The organism is Chryseobacterium vaccae (assembly GCF_009602705.1).
GTDB classification, from domain to species: Bacteria; Bacteroidota; Bacteroidia; order Flavobacteriales; family Weeksellaceae; genus Chryseobacterium; species Chryseobacterium vaccae.
Map to the genome: position 1 here is coordinate 1,184,579 of NZ_VSWH01000001.1, position 22,708 is coordinate 1,207,286.

Annotated in this window: 17 protein-coding genes; 1 reads left to right on the forward strand and 16 read right to left on the reverse strand. The window is 37.5% G+C overall.

Annotated elements, in window-relative coordinates:
• Positions 1-61 precede the first annotated feature (61 nt).
• Positions 62-1,192 (reverse strand): DNA polymerase III subunit beta, encoded by a 1,131-nt coding sequence (dnaN, locus tag FW768_RS05445; RefSeq protein WP_153393453.1) that lies wholly within the window; start codon positions 1,190-1,192, stop codon positions 62-64.
• Positions 1,193-1,390: 198 nt separating this feature from the next.
• Here dnaN and FW768_RS05450 point away from each other — a divergent pair, with 198 nt between their 5' ends.
• Positions 1,391-1,747, forward strand: coding sequence for a diacylglycerol kinase family protein (locus tag FW768_RS05450; protein ID WP_153393456.1), 357 nt, complete (start codon positions 1,391-1,393; stop codon positions 1,745-1,747).
• A gap of 60 nt (positions 1,748-1,807) precedes the next feature.
• On the opposite strand, the gene FW768_RS05455 is transcribed toward FW768_RS05450, so the two are convergent.
• From FW768_RS05455 to FW768_RS05525, 15 genes are all read right to left on the reverse strand, one after another.
• Positions 1,808-2,437 (reverse strand): SGNH/GDSL hydrolase family protein, encoded by a 630-nt coding sequence (locus FW768_RS05455; protein ID WP_153393459.1) that lies wholly within the window; start codon positions 2,435-2,437, stop codon positions 1,808-1,810.
• Positions 2,438-3,619, reverse strand: a complete 1,182-nt coding sequence (locus tag FW768_RS05460; RefSeq protein WP_185151941.1) for a glycosyltransferase family 39 protein — start codon at positions 3,617-3,619, stop codon at positions 2,438-2,440.
• A gap of 120 nt (positions 3,620-3,739) precedes the next feature.
• A complete protein-coding gene (locus tag FW768_RS05465) occupies positions 3,740-4,159 on the reverse strand; it encodes a ribonuclease inhibitor (RefSeq protein ID WP_153393465.1) in 420 nt (139 codons plus the stop codon).
• Positions 4,140-7,835 carry a phosphoribosylformylglycinamidine synthase gene (locus tag FW768_RS05470; protein ID WP_153393468.1) on the reverse strand — a complete coding sequence of 1,232 codons (3,696 nt, stop codon included), beginning with the start codon at positions 7,833-7,835 and terminating at the stop codon, positions 4,140-4,142. The genes FW768_RS05465 and FW768_RS05470 overlap by 20 nt, the downstream gene beginning before the upstream one ends.
• A gap of 43 nt (positions 7,836-7,878) precedes the next feature.
• The gene (locus FW768_RS05475) at positions 7,879-9,306 is read right to left on the reverse strand and encodes a serine hydrolase (RefSeq protein ID WP_153393471.1); all 1,428 of its coding nucleotides are present in this window, start codon (positions 9,304-9,306) and stop codon (positions 7,879-7,881) included.
• 22 nt (positions 9,307-9,328) lie between these two features.
• Complete coding sequence (locus tag FW768_RS05480; protein WP_153393474.1) at positions 9,329-10,750, reverse strand: serine hydrolase; 1,422 nt, start codon at positions 10,748-10,750, stop codon at positions 9,329-9,331.
• Between the two features lie 15 nt (positions 10,751-10,765).
• Entirely contained in the window at positions 10,766-11,725 is a 960-nt protein-coding gene (locus FW768_RS05485) for a WG repeat-containing protein (RefSeq protein WP_153393477.1), read from the reverse strand.
• 50 nt (positions 11,726-11,775) lie between these two features.
• On the reverse strand, positions 11,776-13,203 hold the full coding sequence (gene purB / locus FW768_RS05490) for an adenylosuccinate lyase (protein WP_153393480.1): 1,428 nt from the start codon (positions 13,201-13,203) through the stop codon (positions 11,776-11,778).
• A 238-nt stretch (positions 13,204-13,441) separates the two neighbouring features.
• Complete coding sequence (locus tag FW768_RS05495) at positions 13,442-13,582, reverse strand: bacteriocin-like protein (RefSeq protein ID WP_153393483.1); 141 nt, start codon at positions 13,580-13,582, stop codon at positions 13,442-13,444.
• Between the two features lie 840 nt (positions 13,583-14,422).
• Positions 14,423-14,818: a hypothetical protein gene (locus tag FW768_RS05500; protein ID WP_153393486.1), complete on the reverse strand. Its 396-nt coding sequence runs from the start codon at positions 14,816-14,818 to the stop codon at positions 14,423-14,425.
• A 459-nt stretch (positions 14,819-15,277) separates the two neighbouring features.
• The gene (gene bglX, locus FW768_RS05505) at positions 15,278-17,605 is read right to left on the reverse strand and encodes a beta-glucosidase BglX (protein ID WP_153393489.1); all 2,328 of its coding nucleotides are present in this window, start codon (positions 17,603-17,605) and stop codon (positions 15,278-15,280) included.
• 129 nt (positions 17,606-17,734) lie between these two features.
• On the reverse strand, positions 17,735-18,871 hold the full coding sequence (locus tag FW768_RS05510; protein ID WP_153393492.1) for a hypothetical protein: 1,137 nt from the start codon (positions 18,869-18,871) through the stop codon (positions 17,735-17,737).
• Positions 18,872-19,025: 154 nt separating this feature from the next.
• Positions 19,026-19,736: a carboxylesterase family protein gene (locus FW768_RS05515; protein ID WP_153393495.1), complete on the reverse strand. Its 711-nt coding sequence runs from the start codon at positions 19,734-19,736 to the stop codon at positions 19,026-19,028.
• A gap of 89 nt (positions 19,737-19,825) precedes the next feature.
• On the reverse strand, positions 19,826-21,208 hold the full coding sequence (locus FW768_RS05520) for a glucoamylase family protein (RefSeq protein WP_153393498.1): 1,383 nt from the start codon (positions 21,206-21,208) through the stop codon (positions 19,826-19,828).
• A 70-nt stretch (positions 21,209-21,278) separates the two neighbouring features.
• Entirely contained in the window at positions 21,279-22,697 is a 1,419-nt protein-coding gene (locus FW768_RS05525) for a RagB/SusD family nutrient uptake outer membrane protein (RefSeq protein WP_153393500.1), read from the reverse strand.
• Positions 22,698-22,708: the final 11 nt, after the last annotated feature.

Genomic DNA, 22,708 nt, shown 5'->3' on the forward strand with positions numbered 1-22,708 from the left:
GTTTTATCAAAAAAAGAGACTGAAAATTCAGCCTCTTTTGAGTTTTTATGTATTTAAAATATTACAATCCGATCACCGGCATTGATAACATTAGAATATTTTCGCTTTCTTCAAGACCGTCAAGAGGCTCAATGATTCCCGGTCTGTTAGGCTGGGACATTTTCATGGTAATATCATCGGAACCTAAAATGGTAAGCATTTCTGTTAAGAACTTAGAACTGAACCCGATATTGATATCTTCTCCGTTGTAGTCGCAAGGAATCTGCATATCTGCTTTGTTGGCATATTCTGTATCTTCTGCATGAAGGTGAAGAATATTGGCAGAGAGCTTAAATCTAACCTGATTGGTTGACTTGTTGGACATGATTGATGCTCTTTTGATTGCTCCTAATAAAAGATTTCTGTTGATCGTCAGTATATTCGGATTTTCTTTAGGGATTACCGCAGTATAGTTAGGATATTTCCCGTCAATCAGTCTACAGATCCAAATATGTTTGCCAAAAGTAAACTTGGCCATATTCTCATTGAAATCGATGGTAACGTCTTCATTAGAGCTTGCCAGAATATTTTTGAAAATGTTGAGTGGTTTTTTCGGCATGATGAATTCCATTGGTTCAGGGTTCATCAGGTCAGATCTCTTGTATACTACCAGTCTGTGAGAGTCTGTAGATACAAAGTTGGTTTCGTTTTCACCAAACTGGAAAAGTACCCCGGTCATTACGGGACGAAGAGAATCGTTACTTGTTGCAAAAAGGGTATTGGTTAATGCTTCAGATAAAACACCTGCAGGCATGGTTACGCTTTGTGATGCATCAAATTCCGGCAGTTCAGGATAATCGTCTGCATTATCCAGTGCTACAGCGAAATTATCTTTTTCATCCAGGATCTCAAGCTGGCTTCCTGTACCTTCTGCATTGTCTTTTACAGCAAGCGTTAAAGGCTGCTCGCCATAGGTTTTGATAAAATCCTGGAAAATCTTAGCAGGAACGGCAAATTTCCCTGAATCATCAGACTTTACTTCTAAGGACGTTACAAGAGTTGTCTCGCCATCAGATGCTGTAATGGTAACATTATTTCCGTCTAATTCAAAAAGATAGTTTTCTAAAATCGGTCTCGACTGAGAACTTGATATTACGCCACTTACAGTTTGCAGAGCCTTCTGCAGTTCACCACTTGAAATAATAAATTTCATAGATTTAAAAATAATTTTTACAAATATAATAAATAGAAAATAGATTAAAAAAAATAATCCTGAGAGTTATTAACAACCATCAAAAGAATTTCCCAACTATTTCTATCTCAATTTTTTGATAAGGAAGACAATCCTCCGATGATAAATTTATGAATTATTTTTGATCAAATAATTATATTTGTCAAGAATATTTTCCCGATGCGAAAACCACCCGTCCATAAAAGTTTTTTTAACGCTTTCCGCGGTATTTTTTTAATGGTAAAAACGGAAAGGAATTTCCAAATTGAGCTTGTGGCTTTCTTCATCAATATTTTTCTGATCTTTTACTTACAGCTTTCTGCTACAGATGCCATTCTTATTCTTCTGGTCTGTTTTGTGGTTCTGAGCGCTGAAATCTTTAATACAGCCGTAGAAAAGCTTTGTGATATGGTTCAGCCTGATTTTGATAAAAGAATTGGTTTTATTAAAGATATTGCAGCAGGCGCGGTTCTTCTGACGAGTATTCTGGCAGTTGTTGCAGGAGTTATTATTTACAGAAAATATCTATTTCAATAAAAAAGTATTTCAAAACAGGGATATCTCCATTTGTACCTGCTCTTTCTGCAGGGTTCTGTATTATAAATATTTTTCGATGATTGGGATTGCTATTTCCGCCATAATTCCGTAGCCTTTTTCATTGGGATGAACACCGTCTGCCGACAGCAGAAATTCCTTATCTTCAAAAAAAGCAGTGTAAAAATCGATATAACCAAGCCCATGGTCTGACGCAATATCTCTGAGAATCCGATTGTACACAATAACTTCTTTATTGGTTCTCAATTTTCCTGAGTTTACTACTACTCCATCTATTTTCTGAGCAAAAGGAAGAATACTTACCAGGTAAATATCGGAAGAAAATTTTTTAGCTTCCTTAGCTGCAGCGATCATATTATTTTTGAATTTTTCATGTCCTACTACCTGCTTATTGTCTTTTATGGCCAGATCATTGGCTCCGTATCCCAGAAAAACAATATTTCCGTCTGCTGAGTTTCTTGCACTTAATTCATGGGGCATTCTTTTCAGCAGCCCTTCAGTTGTTTCACCGCCAATTCCAAGATTGAATAAGATGAGTTCATCACCATTTCCTTCATGGAACTGCTGGAGTGCGTATCTTTTCAGAATATCAACCCATCCGCCAAAAACACCGTCATATTCTCCGTAAGTAATGCTGTCTCCGAAGAACAGCCCGTATACTATTTTTTTCACTTATTCAGTTTCTTTTTTATATTTATTAAAAACAGTGTTATACACGAGGTATGCTGCTAAAAACAGCTGATACCATTCAAAATCCAGTTTAAATCTTGTCATTCCGGCCTGTCCTATCATATAAGGTACTGTAAAGTTACCAAACAACAATATTGAAAAAAGAAATAATTCCCACTTTTTGTGCCTGTATAACTGGATCAAGCTTATCAAAACAGTAAAATTCAAAATGATAACATAAACTTTCCTTCCCATGACTGCGGGTGAGGAATCATAGAAATATCTTGATGGTACATACCATAACATAAGTGCATTGGCAGCGGCTTTTTTCAGTGAGATATAAGGGTTGTTTTTTTCAATACTCCTGACTTCTTTTTCATATATTTTCTCCATGGTGAACTCATCGGTATGCATTCTTTTTTTTCTTATTTCGGAGCTTTTCTGAAGAGATATTTTTTGTAATGACTCAAAAACCTGTACTTCATGAAAATATCCGAAATGTATATTCTGCCAAACGGGGCTCTTGGATAGAATAATCTTATTAAAAGTTACGTAATTCCGGGCTACCCACGGGGTATATAAACAGCCGATAATTCCCAGCACTGCCACCAGTTCTTTCAGCTTAATTTTTTTAAATAAAAGAAGGCACAGTAAAAGAATCATGGAAAGCGGAACTGCAACCACCTGGCTTAAAAATAACACTGCCGAACTGATTCCCAGCATGATGACGTGTCCCCAGGAATATTTTCCATTCCATATGACTAAAAAAAAGTATAGAAAGATCAGAAAAATAAAAATGAAAACATTCGTAATTTCCAAAGTATTGGAATAGAGAAAGTAGGCAGGTGATCCTATAAATAAATATCCGGTAAGAATTCCTATTTTATCTTTATTGAATATTTTTGAAATGAGAATAAAAAGCAGGGGGATTAGAAAAAAGATAAAATGCTGCGATAGAATAACAGCTGTTTTTGCATGGTCCCCAAAAATATAAATGAATAGAGATAAAAAAAGTGGATATACCGGCAGCTTATACGCGGTAGGCCCTACACTCATAAATTCGGAATACACTCCATATTTAACCAAATTATTAGCAATATCCCAATCTTCAAAGGTAAGTCCCTCAAAATTTTTTTTGTGAGAATAAAAAATCTTCAGAAAAAGAACTGCCAAGTTAAACATCATAAAAACTTTACATTTCAACAAAAGATTCATTAGTCTTGTCATGATTAATTCAATAGTATTGTGGGCTGCAAAATTAATTATTTAGGCTTATACTTAGGGCATAAAGAGAAAGTACTTTTATTAGTCTTCCGATAAAACCAACGTAATATTTTTATGGGATTGTATGATTTCAACCAGAATTTCAAACAGTGTTTGTCCTCTTCCGGCCAGAAGCTCGTTTAGTTTCTGTTGAATCAATTCGGTGTTAAAAGGTTTGCCCTGTCTGATCTTATTTTCATAAAATTCCTGTGTAGCCATTAGGCCAAGGTCTTCTTTTGATTTTCCAGACAGCTTCCATATCATTTCTATTTCCTCATTATTTTCAAATATTCCGAAACCGCCATATAAAATATCATCAAAGCCATCAAGCGTTCCCACTTTCCAGTCCGCATCTTTCATCAGCACGTTGGAAATTTCATCATAGAAACCTGCTAGAGACGAAAAATGACCGCCATGGATGACGATCATTTTTCTTGTATTGTTATTTGAAGTATTCAACACCGTTTTTGAATATATTGTGATAATTCGCGGTAGGAATATTTTTCATGAGGCCTTCTGCAAAACGTTCAGGATGTCCCATTCTTCCGTAAATCTTTCCACATGGACTGGTAATTCCTTCAATTCCGAACAGTGAGTTGTTTGGGTTGAACGGCATTCCGTGGGCAATGTTTCCGTCTAAATCGATATACTGTGTTGCAATCTGTCCGTTTTCATAAAGCTTTTTGATTTCTTCTTCTGAAGCCATGAAACGTCCTTCACCGTGGGAAATCGGAATGGTAAACTCCTGGCCTTTCATTCCTTTTAACCATGGGCTTTCATCATTCACCACTCTTACTGTCACCATCTGGGAAATATGTCTTCTGATGGCGTTATGAGCCAATGTTGGAGAGTTTTCATCCAGATCTTTAATTCTTCCGTAAGGCAGCAGCCCTGATTTCACCAACGCCTGGAATCCGTTACAAATCCCGATGATCATTCCGTCTCTGTCTAACAGCTCGTGAACGGCATTTTTCATCTTTTCGTTTTTCAGAACATTCACGATGAATTTTGCGGAACCATCCGGCTCATCCCCTGCTGAGAATCCTCCCGAGAATGCTAAAATCTGAGAGGTTCTGATCTCTTCTACCCATGCATCGATGCTTTCATCCAATAATTGGTGACTGATGTTGATCAAAGGCAGACTGCTTACTACAGCTCCTTCTTTCTGGAATGCATTCAGTGTGTCATACTCACAGTTGGTTCCCGGGAATACCGGAGCGAATACTTTAGGCTGCGCAATTCCGTGTTTCTTGATGATGATATTTCTTGGATGGATGGAGTTTGATTTTTCATCAATCTCCACCGTAATTTTTTCTTTTTCTACCGTTGGGAAAAGGTTTTCAAATGTACCGGTGTAAGCTGATTCAAGATTTGAAATTTGAAATTTGAAATTATTGATGGTTACCACTTCATCCGTAACTACTTTTCCAATCATCTGAAGATTTACAGAGCTTAGTTCTTCTTTAGCTTCGATAATTAAGCTACCGATATTTTTAGCTAATAAAGTATTTTCATCTGCATTTATTTCTGCACCTAATCTGTTTCCGAAGCTCATTTTGGCCAATGCTACAGCCACTCCACCGTCTTTCACTGTTTTTACAGAAACGATTTTTCCTGAGTTAATGTTTTCAAAGATGAATTCATAAACTTCTTTTAAAGCAGTATAATCTGGAAGACCACTTTCCTGAGCGATATGATTGAAGAAATAAATCTTGTTTCCTGCTGCTTTAAATTCCGGGGAAATGATGTTTTGTTTTTCTCCATTGGCACATGCAAAAGAAATCAATGTTGGCGGTACGTTCAGATCCTGGTAAGTTCCGCTCATGGAATCTTTTCCTCCGATAGCCGCTAAGCCAAGGTTGATCTGAGCATCATAAGCTCCTAAAAGGGAGGCTAAAGGTTTGCCCCATTTTTCAGGGTTTTGTCCAAGTTTCTCAAAATATTCCTGGAAGCTTAATCTGATGTTTTTGTAATCCCCACCCATGGCAACGATCTTCGCAACGCTTTCTACGACTGCATAAGATGCTCCCAGCAATGAGTTCTGTTTTGAAATTTCAGCATCAAAGCCCCAGCTTGCCAGAGAAACGGTTTTAATATCTTTTGCTCCTAAAACAGGCAGTGTCTGAACACTTCCTTCCATTAAGGTCTGCTGATATTTCCCTCCTAAAGGCATTGCTACGGTCGTTCCTCCAACTGAAGAATCGAACATTTCCAGCAATCCTTTCTGGGAAGCTACGTTTTTATCTTTTAAGGTATCCAGGAAGTTTTCTTCCGTGAATGTTTTGGTTTCTTCTTTTACTTCTTCAAGGTGAGTGATCTTTACTTCCTGAGATTTTGAACATCCGTTGGTATCCAGGAATGCTCTTGAAAGATCTACGATTTTATCTCCTTTCCAGAACATCTGCATTCTTCCTGAATCTGTTACTTTCGCTACTTCTACCGCTACGATATTTTCAGCTTCACAGAATTTAATGAACTTTTCTTTATCTTTCGGATCTACCACTACAGCCATTCTTTCCTGAGATTCGGAAATAGCCAGTTCGGTTCCGTTTAATCCTTCATATTTTAAAGGAAGCACATCAAGGTTTACTTCCAGAGAGTCTGCAATTTCACCGATGGCTACGGAAACTCCTCCGGCACCGAAGTCATTTGACTTTTTAATCAGTCTTGTCACCTCCGGATTTCTGAACAGTCTCTGGATTTTACGTTCTTCTACTGCATTTCCTTTCTGAACTTCGGAACTCATGGTGTGAATAGAGGTTTCGTCCTGCTCTTTTGAACTTCCGCTGGCACCACCAACTCCGTCACGTCCTGTTGCCCCTCCTAAAATAATGATGGAATCCCCATTGGCTGGTTTTTCACGTCTTACCCAATCTATAGGAACCGCTCCGGTTACAAACCCTACTTCCATTCTTTTGGCTTTGTAGCCTTCATCATAGATTTCGGAAACCATGGTTGTTGCCAGACCGATCTGGTTACCATACGATGAATATCCGTTGGCAGCCTGTTTGGTAATGGTTTTTTGTGGTAATTTTCCCGGTAAGGTTTTGTCTACTGATTCTAAAACATCAGCAGCACCTGTCAGTCTCATCGCCTGGAATACAAAAGATCTTCCAGATAAAGGATCTCTGATGGCTCCTCCTAAACAGGTAGAAGCCCCTCCGAAAGGTTCAATTTCTGTAGGGTGATTGTGGGTTTCATTTTTGAATAATAAATACCAAGGTTCTTTTTTACCGTCGTATTCTGCTTCAATCTGGATGGTACAGGCGTTGATCTCATCGGAAATCACAAGATTATCCAGGTTACCTGTTTTATGAAAATATTTACCGCATACGGTGGCCAGATCCATTAATGAGATTGGCTTCAGTTCTCGGCCTAAGAATTTTCTTTTTTCGATATAGTCATTGAAAATGGTTTCCAATGTATGTTTGAACTGCCCTTCAAACTGAATGTCTGACAATTCTGTTTCGAAAGTGGTATGACGGCAGTGGTCACTCCAGTAGGTATCTAAAACTTTAAGTTCTGTTTCGGTAGGGTTTCTCTGCTCTGTTTTGAAATATTCCTGAATGAACTTAAGGTCATCCAGCCCCAGGGCAAAACCGTGGTTATTGTAGAAATTCTCAAGCTCAGCATCATTAAAATTGGTGAAATTTTCATGAACCAAAACTTTTGAAGGGGTTTCATCGGCAGGAATATCCAGTACGGACAGGTCTTTTTCCTGAGACTCTACTTTATTGATCAGCAGGTCTTTGATTTTAACAAGATCTGATTCAGAGATTCCTTCAAATTCAATCAGCTTACCGCTTCTTACTTTTGATTTTTCATTTTCCGTCAGCAATGCAATACACTGCTGGGCAGAATCTGCTCTCTGGTCATACTGTCCGGGTAAAAACTCCATTCCAAAGTGGATTTTTTCTGCCGGGTTTTCGGTGTGTAAAATATCCGTAACAGGGTCTACAAAAGTGTTATATACTACTTTTTCAAATTCTCCGTCATTCAAACCGAAAATATCGTACACATTGTATACTTTTACGCTTTGAACGGCAGGAACCACCGCTTTTACTTCATCAAAAATTTTTGGACTTTCCACATCGAAAATTCCTCTTTTTTCTACGAAAATTCTTTTGTTTTTAGACATTAGATGTCAGATTTTAATATTAGATTTATTTATTCTTTTTACTTTAAAGCACCAGTGTCAGATTTCTATCCGGAGTTCCGTCTGCATTGGAAGCTTTTTTAGGAGCATTCATCCAGACTACTTTGTTCAGTACAAATTTAAAGGAATATGTCTTACCTTTTTCAAATTTGGATATGGGAACTTCCAGTTCGAACCGGTTTTTATCTTTTTTCGTCATCCGGTATTCTTTATTTTCAGGATTCCAGTCATTGAAAGAACCTGCTACTGCAATGGTATTGAGCAACCCGGCATCTGCATTTTTGGGATGGGTATAGCTGAACACAACGTTATTTCCTTTTACAGAATATCCGTACACTTCTTTTTTTGCTGATGATGAAGTAAGGTCTTCCATGATTTCTGAAGCGCTGTCCAGAAGTACAAATCCGCCCCCGTCTACACTGACATTGACAATCATACAGATTCCTATATTCAATTCAGGGTATACCGTAAACCAGGTCTGAGTTCCAAAAGAGCCACCATGTTTAAATCCAACTTTTCCGAATTCACTGATGTAATAGTCATCCCAAAGATAGCCCTTCCAGGTTTCTTTACTATTCTCTATATTTTTATGGGTTCCCTGAACAACCTTGTCTTTTGAATACAGTTCATCTTTCAGAAACTTCATCAGATCTCCGAGAGTTGATTTTGTTCTTGCTCCTGTAGAACCCCATAAATTAGAGGCAAAATGAGGCATTAACTGATGATCTCCATTGTATCCATTGGCTAATATTTCATTTTTCCCCAGGGTAAACTTAGTATTCTTCATCCCTAATTTTGAAAAAATATTTTCATGGAAAAGCGTTTCTACCTCTTTACCATAGACATTTTCAAGGATATGTCCTGCCAGTTCAAGACTTAAGTTGCTGTATTGATATTTAAATCCGGGAACGGTATCCAGTTTTACCTGCTTCAGATCTTTTAAAAACTGGTCTTTAAAATAGCCCGCTTCACGTTCCACTATTAAAAAAGGACTTTTATCAGTCCAATTTTTACCTTTCAAATCATCTTCATCAGGCAAGCTTCTTGGTAATGCTGTAGTATAAGAAAGAATATTTCTGACTTTTACAGGAGTTCCGTTAAATTCTAAATTCCGGTAATCGTCTTTAAGATATTTCCTAATGTCATCATCAAGATTAATCTTTCCTTCCAATACTGCTTTAGACAGCATCTGACCTGTAAAAAGCTTGGTTACTGAAGCTATTTCAAAGTAGGTATTATCATTTGCCTGGTTTCCTTTTCCTTTATCGAGTTCACCAAAATGTCTGGTATAGACTTTTCCATCTTTTATGATTCCGATGGACACGGAATAGGCTCCTGATTTTTCAGCCAGTTTTTTTGCATTCGCTTCAATGATTGAATATACTGTCTTTTCACTCTGTGAATAGCTCTTCACAAAGGTCAGAATAAGTATAAACATCAATGCATTTCTCATCAGGCTGATTTTTTTCTTCTATTTAAAGTGTGAATATTAAGTTCTTATCCGGTGTACTGTCCGCATTCGAAGCTCTTTTAGGAGCATTCAGCCAGGCGATCTTGTTCAGTACAAATTTAAAGGTATATGTCTTCCCTTTTTCAAATTTGGATACAGGAACTTCCAGTTCAAACCGGTTTTTATCTTTTTTTGTCATCTGGTAGTCCTTATTTTCAGGATTCCAGTCATTGAAGGAGCCTGCTAGTGCAACGGTATTGAGCAGTCCGGCATCTGCATTTTGAGGGTGGGTATAGCTGAATACAACGTTATTTCCTTTTACTGAATATCCGTACATTTCTTTTTTTGCTGAAGGGACTGCGAAATCTTCTATTATTTCGCCAGCAGCATTCTGAAGAATAGGGAAAGTTGTGGGTGTACTATTGTTGACGATTACACAAATTCCCATTTTAAGTTCGGGATAAATGGCAAACCAGGTTTGCGTGCCGAATGCTCCGCCATGTTTATTGCCAACCTTTCCGTATTCACTGATGTAGAAGTTATCCCAGAAGTAGCTGTGCCAGTTTTCCTTGCTGTTATCAATATTTCTCTGTGACTCCAGAATGACTTTGTCTTTTGAATACAACTCATCTTTCATGAATTTCATAAGATCTCCCATACTGGATATGGTTTTCATTCCTGAAGAACTCCATAGGTTCGATTCAAAATGCGGCATCAACTTTCCGTCGTAATACCCATTTGCTACAAGCTCCGTTTTTTGAGCTCCGAATTTGGTATGCTGCATTCCCAGCCTGGAAAAAATATTTTCATTGAAAAGGGTTTCCATACTCTTTCCGTATGCGTTTTCCAAAATAACTCCTGTTAGTTCCAGACTCAGATTACTGTAGTTATATTCTACTCCCGGAAGTCCTTTCAGTTTTACATTTTTTAAATCTTTGAAAAACTGTTCCCTGGAATAAGAGGCAGAGAGATCTCTTAATAAAAATGGGGTTTCACTCGTCAGATTTTTATAAATCGCTTCATCATCAGGTAATGTCCGTGGTAATGCGGAATTGTAAGCGATAAAGTTTTTGATTTTAATCGGAGTACCGTTGTATTCCAGATTGGGATAATCTCCTTTTAGGTATTTTCTGATATCATCATCAAGATTAATTTTTCCGTCAACCACTGCTTTCGCCAGTAATTGTCCAGTCATCACCTTGGTAACTGAAGCAATTTCGAAATAGGTATTATCATTGGCTTTATTGCCTTTTCCTTTGTCTATTTCACCGAAATGTTTGGTATAGATTTTCCCGTCTTTCAGAATTCCGACAGAAACGGAATACGCTCCGGATTTTTCTGCAATTTTTTTTGCATTGGCATCTATGATAGAATAAACAGCTTTATCATTCTGTGCATAGTTCTTTGTAAACGCTAAAGCCAGTACCAATACGAATATATTCTTCATTGATTCTCTTCTCTGTTATTTGATTTTATTTGGATTGTCCGGATGTTCTTTCTGAAATTTTTCTGCAGCTTTGGTTTCTTTTTTCAGCCATTTTTCAAAAGGAAGTTTTTCATCATAATCTACGGCATACACTGTTTTCCCATCTTCAGATACTGTAAATTTAAAGCGGTAGTCCGATCCTGTATCTTCTTTTCTGTAATCATAGGTATTGACCTGATAGAACGGGAAGTTTTCTTTAGGTCTTTCTACAATTTCAAAGTATAGTTTTTTTTCATTTTCAGACAGTTTATTGTAAAGATTTACATAATAAATATCTGAAAGCTTTTTATTCTGTTGATTGAAAAACTGAAGAATATCCTTCTCTTTTTCATTATAACTGAAAGGATATGGGTAATATTCCCCATCAATTTCTACATCTTTTTCGGACTTCTGTGATACGGGCTGAACCACTTCTCCTTTGGCATTCATAATACCCCATGTTCCGCCAACGATAGATTTATGCTCGTCTTCTGTTTTCTCCCAGTCGCAGCCGTCACAGAAAGAGGCGTATCCATAGTTGAAGGGTGATACAAAATCATGTTCTGCGGCAATGATTGTTTTCCCGTTTCTGTCAGCAAACCCTATCTTCCCGTTTTTAACAAGCCTCCTTAGTCCTTCAGAAAAATAATCTGCTCCGTTATCGTAAAGGAAAGGTCTGTATAGGAAATTCCCTTTTCTGTCATAGACATATCCCCATTCGTTTTTCTGACGCTGTTCGCCTTTTTTTTCACCATCGAAATAGATTGTTTCTCCTTTTACAGGCTCTCCATCTTTAAGATCTGAGTACACTCTGAATTGTGCAGGAATAATTATTTTTCCAGCTTTATTCTTTACTCCCACCAGTGAATCTTTTGATTTAAAGTACTGTAAAGCTTCTTTTTCCTGGGAAAGAGTAATAATGGGTGCAAGCAAAATGGTTAATAGAATCTTTTTCATATGAATGGGGTCTGAAATAAAATATGCAGCCCAAAAGGCTGCATACTTCTTTATACTTTAAGATCAGCTTCCAGTCCTATCAAATCTTTATTCTGATCCAGGATTGGCTGGACTTCATTCTTGATGAATTCCTCCGTCTGAATTGGGGCAAACCCGATAAAGTTTTTAGGATCTAAAACTTCTTTTAATTTCGATTTATCTAATTTTAAAGAATCATCGTTTAAGATTCTTTCGATAAGGTCATTTTCTTTTCCTTCTACTTTCACCTGCTTGGATGCTTCCATAGAGTGAACTCTGATCACTTCGTGGATCTCCTGACGGTCACCTCCTGCTTTTACTTCTTCCATGATGATGTATTCTGTCGCCATGAAAGGAAGCTCCTCCATAATATGTTTGTTGATTCTGTTGGGATACACCACGATTCCGTTCATGATATTGTTCCAGATCAATAGAATGGCATCAACAGCAAGGAAGGCCTGAGGAATTGTCAGTCTCTTATTGGCTGAATCATCCAGCGTTCTTTCAAACCACTGTGTTGAAGCTACCATAGCAGAGCTTGTCGTTAATGACATCACATATTTTGCCAACGCTCCGATTCTTTCGCTTCTCATTGGGTTACGTTTGTAAGCCATTGCGGATGAACCGATCTGGTTTTTCTCGAATGGTTCCTCAATTTCTTTAAGGTTCTGAAGTAAACGTAAATCGTTGGTGAATTTATGAGCAGATTGTGCAATATTTCCTAATAATGCCACCACTTTCGCATCGATTTTTCTGTCGTAAGTCTGTCCGGAAACTCCGAAAACTTTCTCAAATCCAAATCTTTTTGAAAGTTCTTTATCTAAATGTTTTACTTTGGAATAATCACCGTTGAACAGTTCAAGGAAACTTGCCGCTGTTCCTGTAGTTCCTTTTACCCCTCTGAAACGAAGGGTTTCCAGGAAGAAATCAAGTTCTTCAATGTCAAGAACCAAACTCTGTAACCAAAGTGTTGCTCTTTTACCAACGGTAGTAAGCTGTGCCGGTTGGAAGTGGGTGAATCCTAAAGTCGGAAGATCTTTATACTGAATGGCAAAATCAGACAGATTCTTCATCACGTTAACCAGCTTTTTCTTTAAAATTAAAAGTCCGTCACGGATCTGAATAAGGTCTGTATTGTCTCCTACAAAAGCTGAAGTAGCTCCCAGGTGGATAATTCCTTTTGCTGAAGGCGCCACATCTCCATAGGTGTGAACGTGAGCCATTACATCATGACGGAATTTCTTTTCATATTCTGCCGCTTTATCGTAATCGATGTTTTCAGCGTTTGCTTTCAGTTCGGCAATCTGCTCATCTGTAATGTCAAGACCTAAGTCTTTTTCAATCTCAGCCAGAGCAATCCAAAGCTTTCTCCAGGTACGGAATTTGTTATTATGTGAGAAATTAAACAACATTTCTTCACTGGAATAGCGCTCTTCCAATGGATTTTTGTAGGAATTCATTCTTTTCTTTTACTTTTTAGATGTACAAAAATACGGTTTTTCGTTGAGAGATAAAAATCCTGTTTTTATGATTTTTAAACCCCTTTTTTTGTTGATTGATATAGATTTTATTAAAAAATTTCAGGACTGCATTTATATATTAAAACTAAAGAGACCGCCCACTTCGGGGACAGTCTCTATTAGTTTATTACAATAATATAAAGCAATATACTTTAGATTATTTATTCAGGAATCAATCTTAGTCAATAAGTCCGCACGGCGATCCTACCGGAATACACTTTCTTACAAATGAGCACCAGAAGTACCCTGACAGACACATCGGGATACCTCCCTGAACTGTTTTCAATTCCTGTTTTGAAAGTTTTCTTAAGTTTTTCATAATAACATTTTTTTGATTTTTTCCTACTCTGTAAGCTTTTCGGATCCTGCTTTAATTTGGCAACACTAATATACTTATTTTCAGACAAATAATTTAAAGCGCAGAAGGATTTATGATCATTATTTTTGCAGAGTGATTATGTAGGTTTTGGCTAAAGCCGGATGAATGGTACTATTATTTAGGGGGATTAAAGTCCACCTCTATTGAATAAATTCTACAAATTAATATGACAGGGCTTTACTAAGAACTTGTTGGTATTTTTATGGTCTCGCAGATCTAGTAGATTGTGCAGATTCTATTGATTTACATGTGTTTTTGTTGGATTGCGCAAAGACGCTATTTTTTACTTTCTTTATGGGTATAAAGGCACAAAAATTTTATCGGAGATAAAATTTCATACTGTACTACTTGCCGAAAATTTTGGATTTTCTTGCGCCTTAAAAGCAGCATAATAGATCAAAAGCCTCGCACCATTGTGCCTCTCCAACATACGTTTAAGTTTCCCACAAATCCCGCTGATTACACAGATTTTTTATTTGATTGAAAAAACGTTATAGGTTCTGGAAACCTATAACGTTTGATTTATTACGCAAACATCTGCAAATCTACGAGATAATTTTTAACGCCTCGCTGATTGAACAGATGATACAGATTTTTTGCTTTGTGATCAATAGAAAACCTGCAAAATCCGTGAGATGTGGAAAATGAAGATTAACCTATCAGCAACGTACAATTAATCACAACACAGACAAAAAATAATAATATCATGTTTTTAGGAAGAGATCATTTCCACAAAAAAAGCCATCCTCAGGGACGGCTTTTTCATTTGAAAAATTGAATCTATTTATAAATAACTACGTTATCTTTTTTAAGCTGGTAACCTCCTTTTTTGAAAGGAACCAATGCATATTCTCCTTTTTTCCAGGCTTTTCCTTTTCCTGCCCGATCCAGGATAATGCTTTCTGAACCTGTACCCGGTACAAAAACCTCTGCTTTTTTCATGTCTTTGCTGAAAATTACAGCGGCCATAGAAGTAGAACTTCCTTTAGGAGCAACTTCTGTCAGCTTGATTTTCTGCTCAAATACTCTTACACAGTCTTTTTTGATCTGAGAATAAGTATATCCTGCCGAACCGATACATCCATGTGCATCTTTATCTCCGCCTAATACAGGCTTCTGTTGTGCGAACACAAAAGAACCAAGGAACATTGTGCTAAGTAAAATTGTTTTTTTCATTTTTTGCTGCATTAAAGTTATTACAGTGTTATTAAAAATCATGCCAAAAAAGTTAAAAAATACTCTTCCGGATGGTTTTTATTGATCAACTCTCCACCTGCTGATTTCACAGATTACAACTATCCTGTTTTAAGTTTGTAAAATTCAAAACAGGACTCTTCAATAACAGAAGATATGATAAGAATAAAGTCGTTATTTATTATTTAAAATAATATTTCAACACATAGAGATAAATTAAGAAATCATTTAAATTTTAATTGAAACATTAAGCTTCAATTAAGTTTAAAGTTGAGTTAAGGAAAAAAATCCTTGATTTTTTATAAGCAGATCACCGATTCTATATGACATTCTAAAAATTCAAAGCAAACAGGATTATCAATACAGAAACAACAAAGCCCTGTCATAATAATCTGACAAGGCTTTTATTTATTTAAAATATATTAAAAACTGATCCGGAAATTATTTCGTCCAATTGATCTTTGAATGTTTAACATCCTGAGAGTTTGTACCGATCATGACATCAAACTCTCCTGGTTCCCAATCGTATTTAAGGTCTCCGTTGTAAAATTTGAGATTTTCAGGGGTAATATTGAACGTAATCTTTTTAGATTCGCCTTTTTTCAGCATTACTTTCTGGAAACCTTTCAGTTCTTTTACAGGTCTTGTAATACTTCCTACCATATCCCTGATGTACAACTGCACTACTTCTGCCCCATCAAAATTCCCGGTATTGGTTACGGTAACAGATGCCTGAACCGTTTGATTTCCTTTTGGATTTGCATTGGAAACCGACATATCTGAATAACTGAATTTGGAATAGCTTAAGCCATAACCAAACGGATACAACGGTGTATTACATTCATCCATATAATTGGACCGGAATCTTTCATATTCACATTTATCTGTTTTTTCCTGACTCAGTGGACGGCCTGTATTTTTGGCATTGTAGTAGATAGGAACCTGCCCAAGGCTTCTTGGGAATGTCATCGGAAGCTTTCCGGATGGGTTTACTTTTCCGAACAGCACATCGGCAATGGCATTTCCTGCTTCTGATCCTGCAAACCATGTATTCAGAATCGCATCAGGAGTGTCTTTTATATTGGTCAGGGCCAGCGGACGTCCGGTGAAAAGAACTACCGCAATAGGTTTTCCGGTTTTTTTCAGCTCATTCAGAAGGTCTACCTGAGATTGAGGGATGGTAATTTCTGTTCTTGAAGAGGATTCTCCGCTCATTTCAGCAGATTCGCCGATTGCCAGAACTATCACGTCTGCTTTATTGGCTGTATCAACTGCTTCTTTTAATAAAACTTCTTTGGAGCGGTTGTCTCTGTCTGTTTTTTTACCGTGAGCAGCATATATTTCTTCCAATTTTGCATCATCATCGATATTGGCTCCTTTGGCTGAAATGAACTTCACTTCTTTTCCGTAATTGGCCTGTAATCCCTGCATCAAAGAGACTGAAATAGCGTGTTTTGTGGCTACACTCCATGTTCCGGCCATATTCAGTGAATTATTGACTAAAGGTCCGATCACCGCTACCGTTCCTGATTTTTTCAAAGGAAGGATCTGGTTTTCATTTTTCAACAATACCATAGACTGGGCGGCAGCGCTTCTGGCAATGTTCCGGTTTTCCATATTATAGACCTCTTTTGCTGCTAGTTTAGCATCACCGTAACGATAAGGATCGTCGAATAATCCCAAGTCATATTTGGCTTCAAGAATTCTTCTGGCTGCCATATCGATTTCAGACTGAGTTACTTTTCCTTCGCTAAGAGATTTTTTTAGAGTCGTCAGAAATCCTTCTCCTACCATATCCATATCAACTCCGGCTTTCAATGCCAACGCTGAAACCTGCTGCAGATCACCCATTCCATGCTCTACCATTTCATTAATTCCGGTGTAATCTGTCACCACGAAACCTTTAAAATTCCACATTTTTCTCAACACTTCGGTCTGAAGCCATCTGCTTCCTGTGGCCGGAACCCCGTCCACTTCATTGAAAGAAGCCATTACGGAAGCTACTCCTGCATCCACAGCAGCTTTATAAGGCGGAAAATATTCATTGAACATTCTTACGTGGCTCATATCAACGGTATTGTAATCACGGCCGGCTTCTCCTGCCCCGTATAACGCAAAGTGCTTTACACAGGCAAGAATCGTATTGCTCAGAGAAAGGTCTTTTCCCTGGTAACCGTATACCATATTTTTGGAAATTTCACTTCCCAGATAAGGATCTTCTCCGGAGCCTTCGGAAACCCGTCCCCATCTCGGTTCACGGGAAATATCCACCATGGGCGAAAAGGTCCAGTTGATACCATCTGAAGATGCTTCTTTTGCAGCTACTCTTGCGGACTGCTGTACAAGATTCATATCCCAGGAAGCAGCTAATCCCAAAGGAATAGGAAATGTAGTTTCATATCCGTGGATAACGTCCATTCCGAAGATTAACGGAATTTTCAGACGGCTTTTTTCAACAGCCACTTTCTGGACGGCTTTTATTTTATCTGCTCCTTTTATATTGAACAGTCCTCCTACCAGCCCCTGCTCCACTTTTTTTCCGATATCCGAGCTTTGAGCCTGTCCTGTTGTAAAGTCTCCTGAGGTTGGAAGGTTAAGCTGTCCTATCTTTTCGTCTAAAGTCATTTTAGATAAAAGATTTTCTACAAAAGCTTTCCTTTTCGCCTGATATTGGGCTGTCTGGAAAGACTGCACCGGTTTGGTGACCATTTCCTGGGCAGAAAACACTGGTGAGAGTGCCAAAGCTGCGAGTACAATGAACTTTTTCATAAATCTATCTTCTTTAATTATTGTTTTTTTGTTGGTGTAGCGCAACAGCGCTAAGATTTTTTTAATGCTTTTATGTTTTTAGGGCGCAAAGGCGTTACACTCAGCAAAGGCTGTATATTTTACTTACTTTTATTTGCTTTTGTATATGATTTCAAGTTGAATACGGTCTATTTCACCTGTCATTTTATTTTTGACATAAGAATCAAGTGTATTTCCATATTCATCATAGGTCTCGTAAGCTTCCAGATGCTCATTGGAGAACTCTTTTCTTACTTTTCTACCATTTTCAATATGATACACAGTTGTAAGCCTGTCATTTTCATATTTGTTCACTCTATCTTCAAGATATTCCAGCTGAGAGCTGTATTCCATATCATCATCATAATCTTCTTTCGTCTTACAATAAAAGCTGCCTGTTTCTATATTGTATTGGTCAAAATAGTTGTACTCCTGCAGATAATACGTAAGTCTTTCTTTTGAAAAATCAGGACGATAAAAGGACTTTTCATAGCTGATCTGGTTATCAAACGTATCATATTCAAAAGTTTCCAGTCTTATATCCTGCATAATTTGCGGGAATATTTTCTCATCCATAGTTTCCATATATGCCTGGTACAACTTTTCCTTTTCTTCATTGAATCTGAAAGTTCCTATCCTTATTTTACGTTTTTTGTCATCATATATTGTATAGCTGATCTTGTCTTCAAACCGTTCGATCACTCCATTTTCAAAATAATCATAGGTTTTAACTACATCAGGAAAATCATTAAGCCTTATATATTTTTTCAACATACGGACAGGGCGGCCTTCATTATCACAGTCTGCCGTAAGGTGATAAGATTCATCATAACCTTCTATATCAAAAATAACCTCCACCAGACTGGATTCTCTGAAGCGATATACAATTTTATCATGTATTTTAAACAGCTGCTCATTTCCATTCTGCTCTATAACCAGCCCCATTCCTTTAGCTAGAAAATAGGGATAATACTTACCAAAGGGATCGTTGATGTGCAATACCTTTTCCAGAATATTCTTTTCGCTATCCAAAGCGGTCTCAGTAGAATAATTCTGATGGTATTCATAAACAATCTCAGAAACTTCAGGATGTGCAAAATTCAGCTGCCTTATCTTTTTTGAGTTTTCAAAAAAAGCAGATACTGTAAGTTTTCCGTTTTCATATTGATTTACCTGAAGAATATCGGCAAGATCTCCTTTAAGGTATTCCGGTCGGACAATATCTGTTTCTTTATAATCGATTGTCATTTTATATTCTCTTTGGTTTTATGCCTTAATTTTTTTGTTGGTTAACGCGACGGCACTAAGTTTTTTTAATGCTTTATATTTTTTAGGACGCAAGGGCATTACACTCAGCTAAGGCTCTTTTATATTCTATTTACAGTAAAGATAGTGATCCTGTTTATTTTGTTTCTTTTTTCTTAGATAGCATCCACTCATATAACTGGGGATCTGAATAAGTTGAATCCCATGAATTATGATTGTCATTCGGGAATATTTTCAATTCTGCTGAAGGGTTGACGGGATGCAGTTTCTGATAAAAATTGAGTGCATTATCAGGAAGGACAATATCGTCCATTCCGCCATGAAAAATTTTCATATTCAAATCTTTATACTGATTGATATTCGCATACATTATTCGGTCCGTAGGTGCGCATACAGAAACTACTGCTGCAAACATTTCAGGATGCTCCATCGCCAGTTTCAACGATCCCCATCCTCCCATGGAAAGCCCTGTAAGATATATTCTGGAAGGATCTATCTTGTATTTTTTCTGTATTTCCTTTATTAAATTATATACTGTTACCGTATCCCACCATGTATCTGCCGGACACTGCGGAGCCAGAATAGCAACAGGTTCCTTAATCAGGTTTTTATAGGTAAACGGGCTGTGAGCTTTCACCGCTTCAAGATTGTTTCCTCTCTCTCCTGATCCGTGAAGAAATACAATTAACGGAACGCTTCCTTTTACCTTTTGGGGATAATCCAGAATGTATGATATTTTCTCTGTTCTTTTGAAATCTTTGTTGAGTTCTGCTTTGATCTCCTGCGCTTTCAGGGGTAATGAAAACGTCAGGAACAAAAGAGGAATGTATTTCAAATTTAATTTCATATTGTCATTTTAATATTTAAATGGGTTAAAACCCGTTTCAATTGAATAATGATGTTCCGTGATTTAATAGATTCCATTATCATCTATAATTACCTGATCCCGTATTTTTCTGACCGGAAACTTAATTTTTTAAGGCCCTGTTGAATTTCAGGAGCATTCATGAAAAGTTTCCAAAGGAATCCGGTTCTGTAGTTTTCGATCATTGGAGCAATGGTTCCCTGGTCAATTGCAAGGTATCTTGGTGTAAACCAATTATTATAATTAATAGAAGTGGCATCGTAAGGTCCTGCGGATCCTATGAATTGAGTTTTTTGGGTGTAAATAAATCTTAAGAAATCCATGGATTCTTTTGGAGTATACGGAAAGCTGCTCAATGCGGCAGTCGGAGTGATTACCCCATTATCATTGGAGGGCATATGTGCTGTGTAGCCTGTGCTTCCGTCATCATTTCTGGTGTATCCAGCCGTCAATCCCCAGTAATTTGGACCGTAGCCTTTCCATTGTTTAGGGTTTTCAATGCAGTATTTATAGTCGATTAAGACTTGATTTTTGTTGAGTTCAAAGTAATTTTTCACGAGTTTATCGGATAATCCGGAAGGATCGAGCCCGATATATGAGTACTGTGACCAGAAAAGCGGTCCGCCGTATTCTTCAGCATAATTGTGTTTTACGTACAAAGGAAGTCCGTATTTGGTTTTGTCGGTGAGATAGCTGCCGTTTCTTGTCCAGCCTTTGTAATAGGTTTCAGCATCTATGGAATAAGTAGGTGATGAAGCCGCAAGAATATAGGTAATTAAACATTCATTGTAGCCTTCCAGCGGAAAGTTCATTTCCCATTGATATTCCGGTGACCAGTGCCAGTAAAGGACTTTCTCACCGCCTTTGGTATACCAGTTCCATTGGATACCTTTCCAGAGTTCGTCACATTTTTCGGCAAGGATTTTTTCTTCGGGAGTTCCGTTTTTAAAATATTCACGAACCATCAGAATTCCTGAGGTAAGAAATGCTGTTTCTACTAAATCGCCGCCATTATCTTTTTTACCGAAAGGAACTGTTTTTCCTGTTTCTCCGTTGATCCAGTGAGACCAGGCTCCTTTGTGCCGATCAGCTTTGGAAAGAAAATCCATCATATGAGAAAGTCTTTTTACCGCTTCTTTTCTTGGGATAAATCCTCTTTCTACGCCTACAAGAATGGTAGCCAGTCCAAACCCTGAACCTCCAGTAGTGATGACATGCTTGTCTTTATCAGGATAAATATTATCTTCATGATAGCGCTCTCTTCCCAGCATTGACTTTGGTTCTGCATATTCCCAGAAATATTTCAGGGCATCTTTCTGAGCTCTGTCCATCAGCTGTTCATCTGTAATATCATTTTTTACAGCTGCATTTTTCGACTGAAGAGTTGATGTGTTTTTGCAGGAGTATACCAACAACAAAGAAGTTACAGCAATTGATACTATTGTCTTTTTCATGATTTCTTTTTTACCTGATCTTACTAAAAGAAGAGGAGAACTTTCATTCTCCTCTAAAGTTTATTTAATCTTAATAGCCGGGATTTTGGGTAAAAGCACCGTTGCTCTGATCCATCGCATCTAAAGGTATTGGGAATAATTCATTCTTCCCAGCCTTAAATCCGTAAGGAGCTAATACTGTTGCAGCCTGGCCTGTTCTTACCAAATCTACAAAACGGTCTCCTTCTAAAGCAAGTTCCACTCTTCTTTCATGCCATATTGCAGCTCTAAGTGCTGTTTGTGTTGTAGCTGTAGTTCCTAAAAGATCTGCTCTGTCTCTCACTTTATTCAAGTTTAATATTGCTGTAGCTGTATTCCCTAATTCATTGGCTGCTTCTGCATTAATCAAAAGAATTTCCGCAAAACGCAGGATTCTAATGTTTTGAATAGATCCATAACCGCAAGCACTATTATTTAATGCTTTGGGAACATAAATTTTTTGATTATAAGTAGTTACGGACTGGGCGTCTCCCATGGCAATTAAATCCCCCTCCGGAGTAGTTTCTCCATTTCTAAGTATGGTAAGTTCTTTTCTTATATCACCAGTTTCAAACGCATTTTCCAAGGCACTTGAAGGGGTAAAAAAGCCCCAACCGAACTGATCTCTTACTCCTTGAACTTCAGCATACTGACTTCCTTTATATGGAGGTATACAATCACAGTTCACCTCAAAAACAGATTCTTTTCCAAATTCGCCTGCCGGTCTGAATAAGTGGTTAAAGTCCGGATCAAGATCATATCCCATTCCCATTACAAGATTGGAAGTATCATAAGCTTTCTGCCAGTCTTTTTTATAAAGATATACTTTAGAAAGCAAGCCTAATGCAGCTCCTTTTGTTACTCTTCCTAAATCTGAAGCAGGATAAGTCTGGGGAAGAAGCTCTGCCGCTGCAGTAAGATCTGAAATGATAAAATTATACACTTCTTCAACTGAATTTCTAGGCTTATCATATACAGTCTCCACTTTATCATAAATTGGAACTCCACCATAGATTCTTACCAGGTTAAAATAGAAATAGGCCCTTAACATTCTTGCTTCCGCAACCAATCTGGTTCTTAGGTTAGCATTCATATCTATTCCCGGTACATTGGTAATGACCTGATTGGCTCTGTTTACAGCCTGCCACTGCCCGATCCAATAACCTCTCACCCCTTCATCACTGACTGTATAGGTAAAATTATCATATACATTGATAAAAGAAGCATCTCCTGGGTTAGATCCTTTAACTACATCATCCGCCGGTACTCCAAACACAAACTGATAAGGAAAAGCCGAGTTTTCCCAGCTTCTTAAAAAGCTATAGATAGCACTGGTTGCCTGAATAGCATCTTCCTGTGTTTTGAAAAATGATGACGCTTCTGTATATCCTTCTTGTTTTATATCTAAATAATCATCCTTGCAGCTCACGACAAGTGAAAATAATGCGATTGATAAAAATATCTTTTTCATGTCTCTTTCTT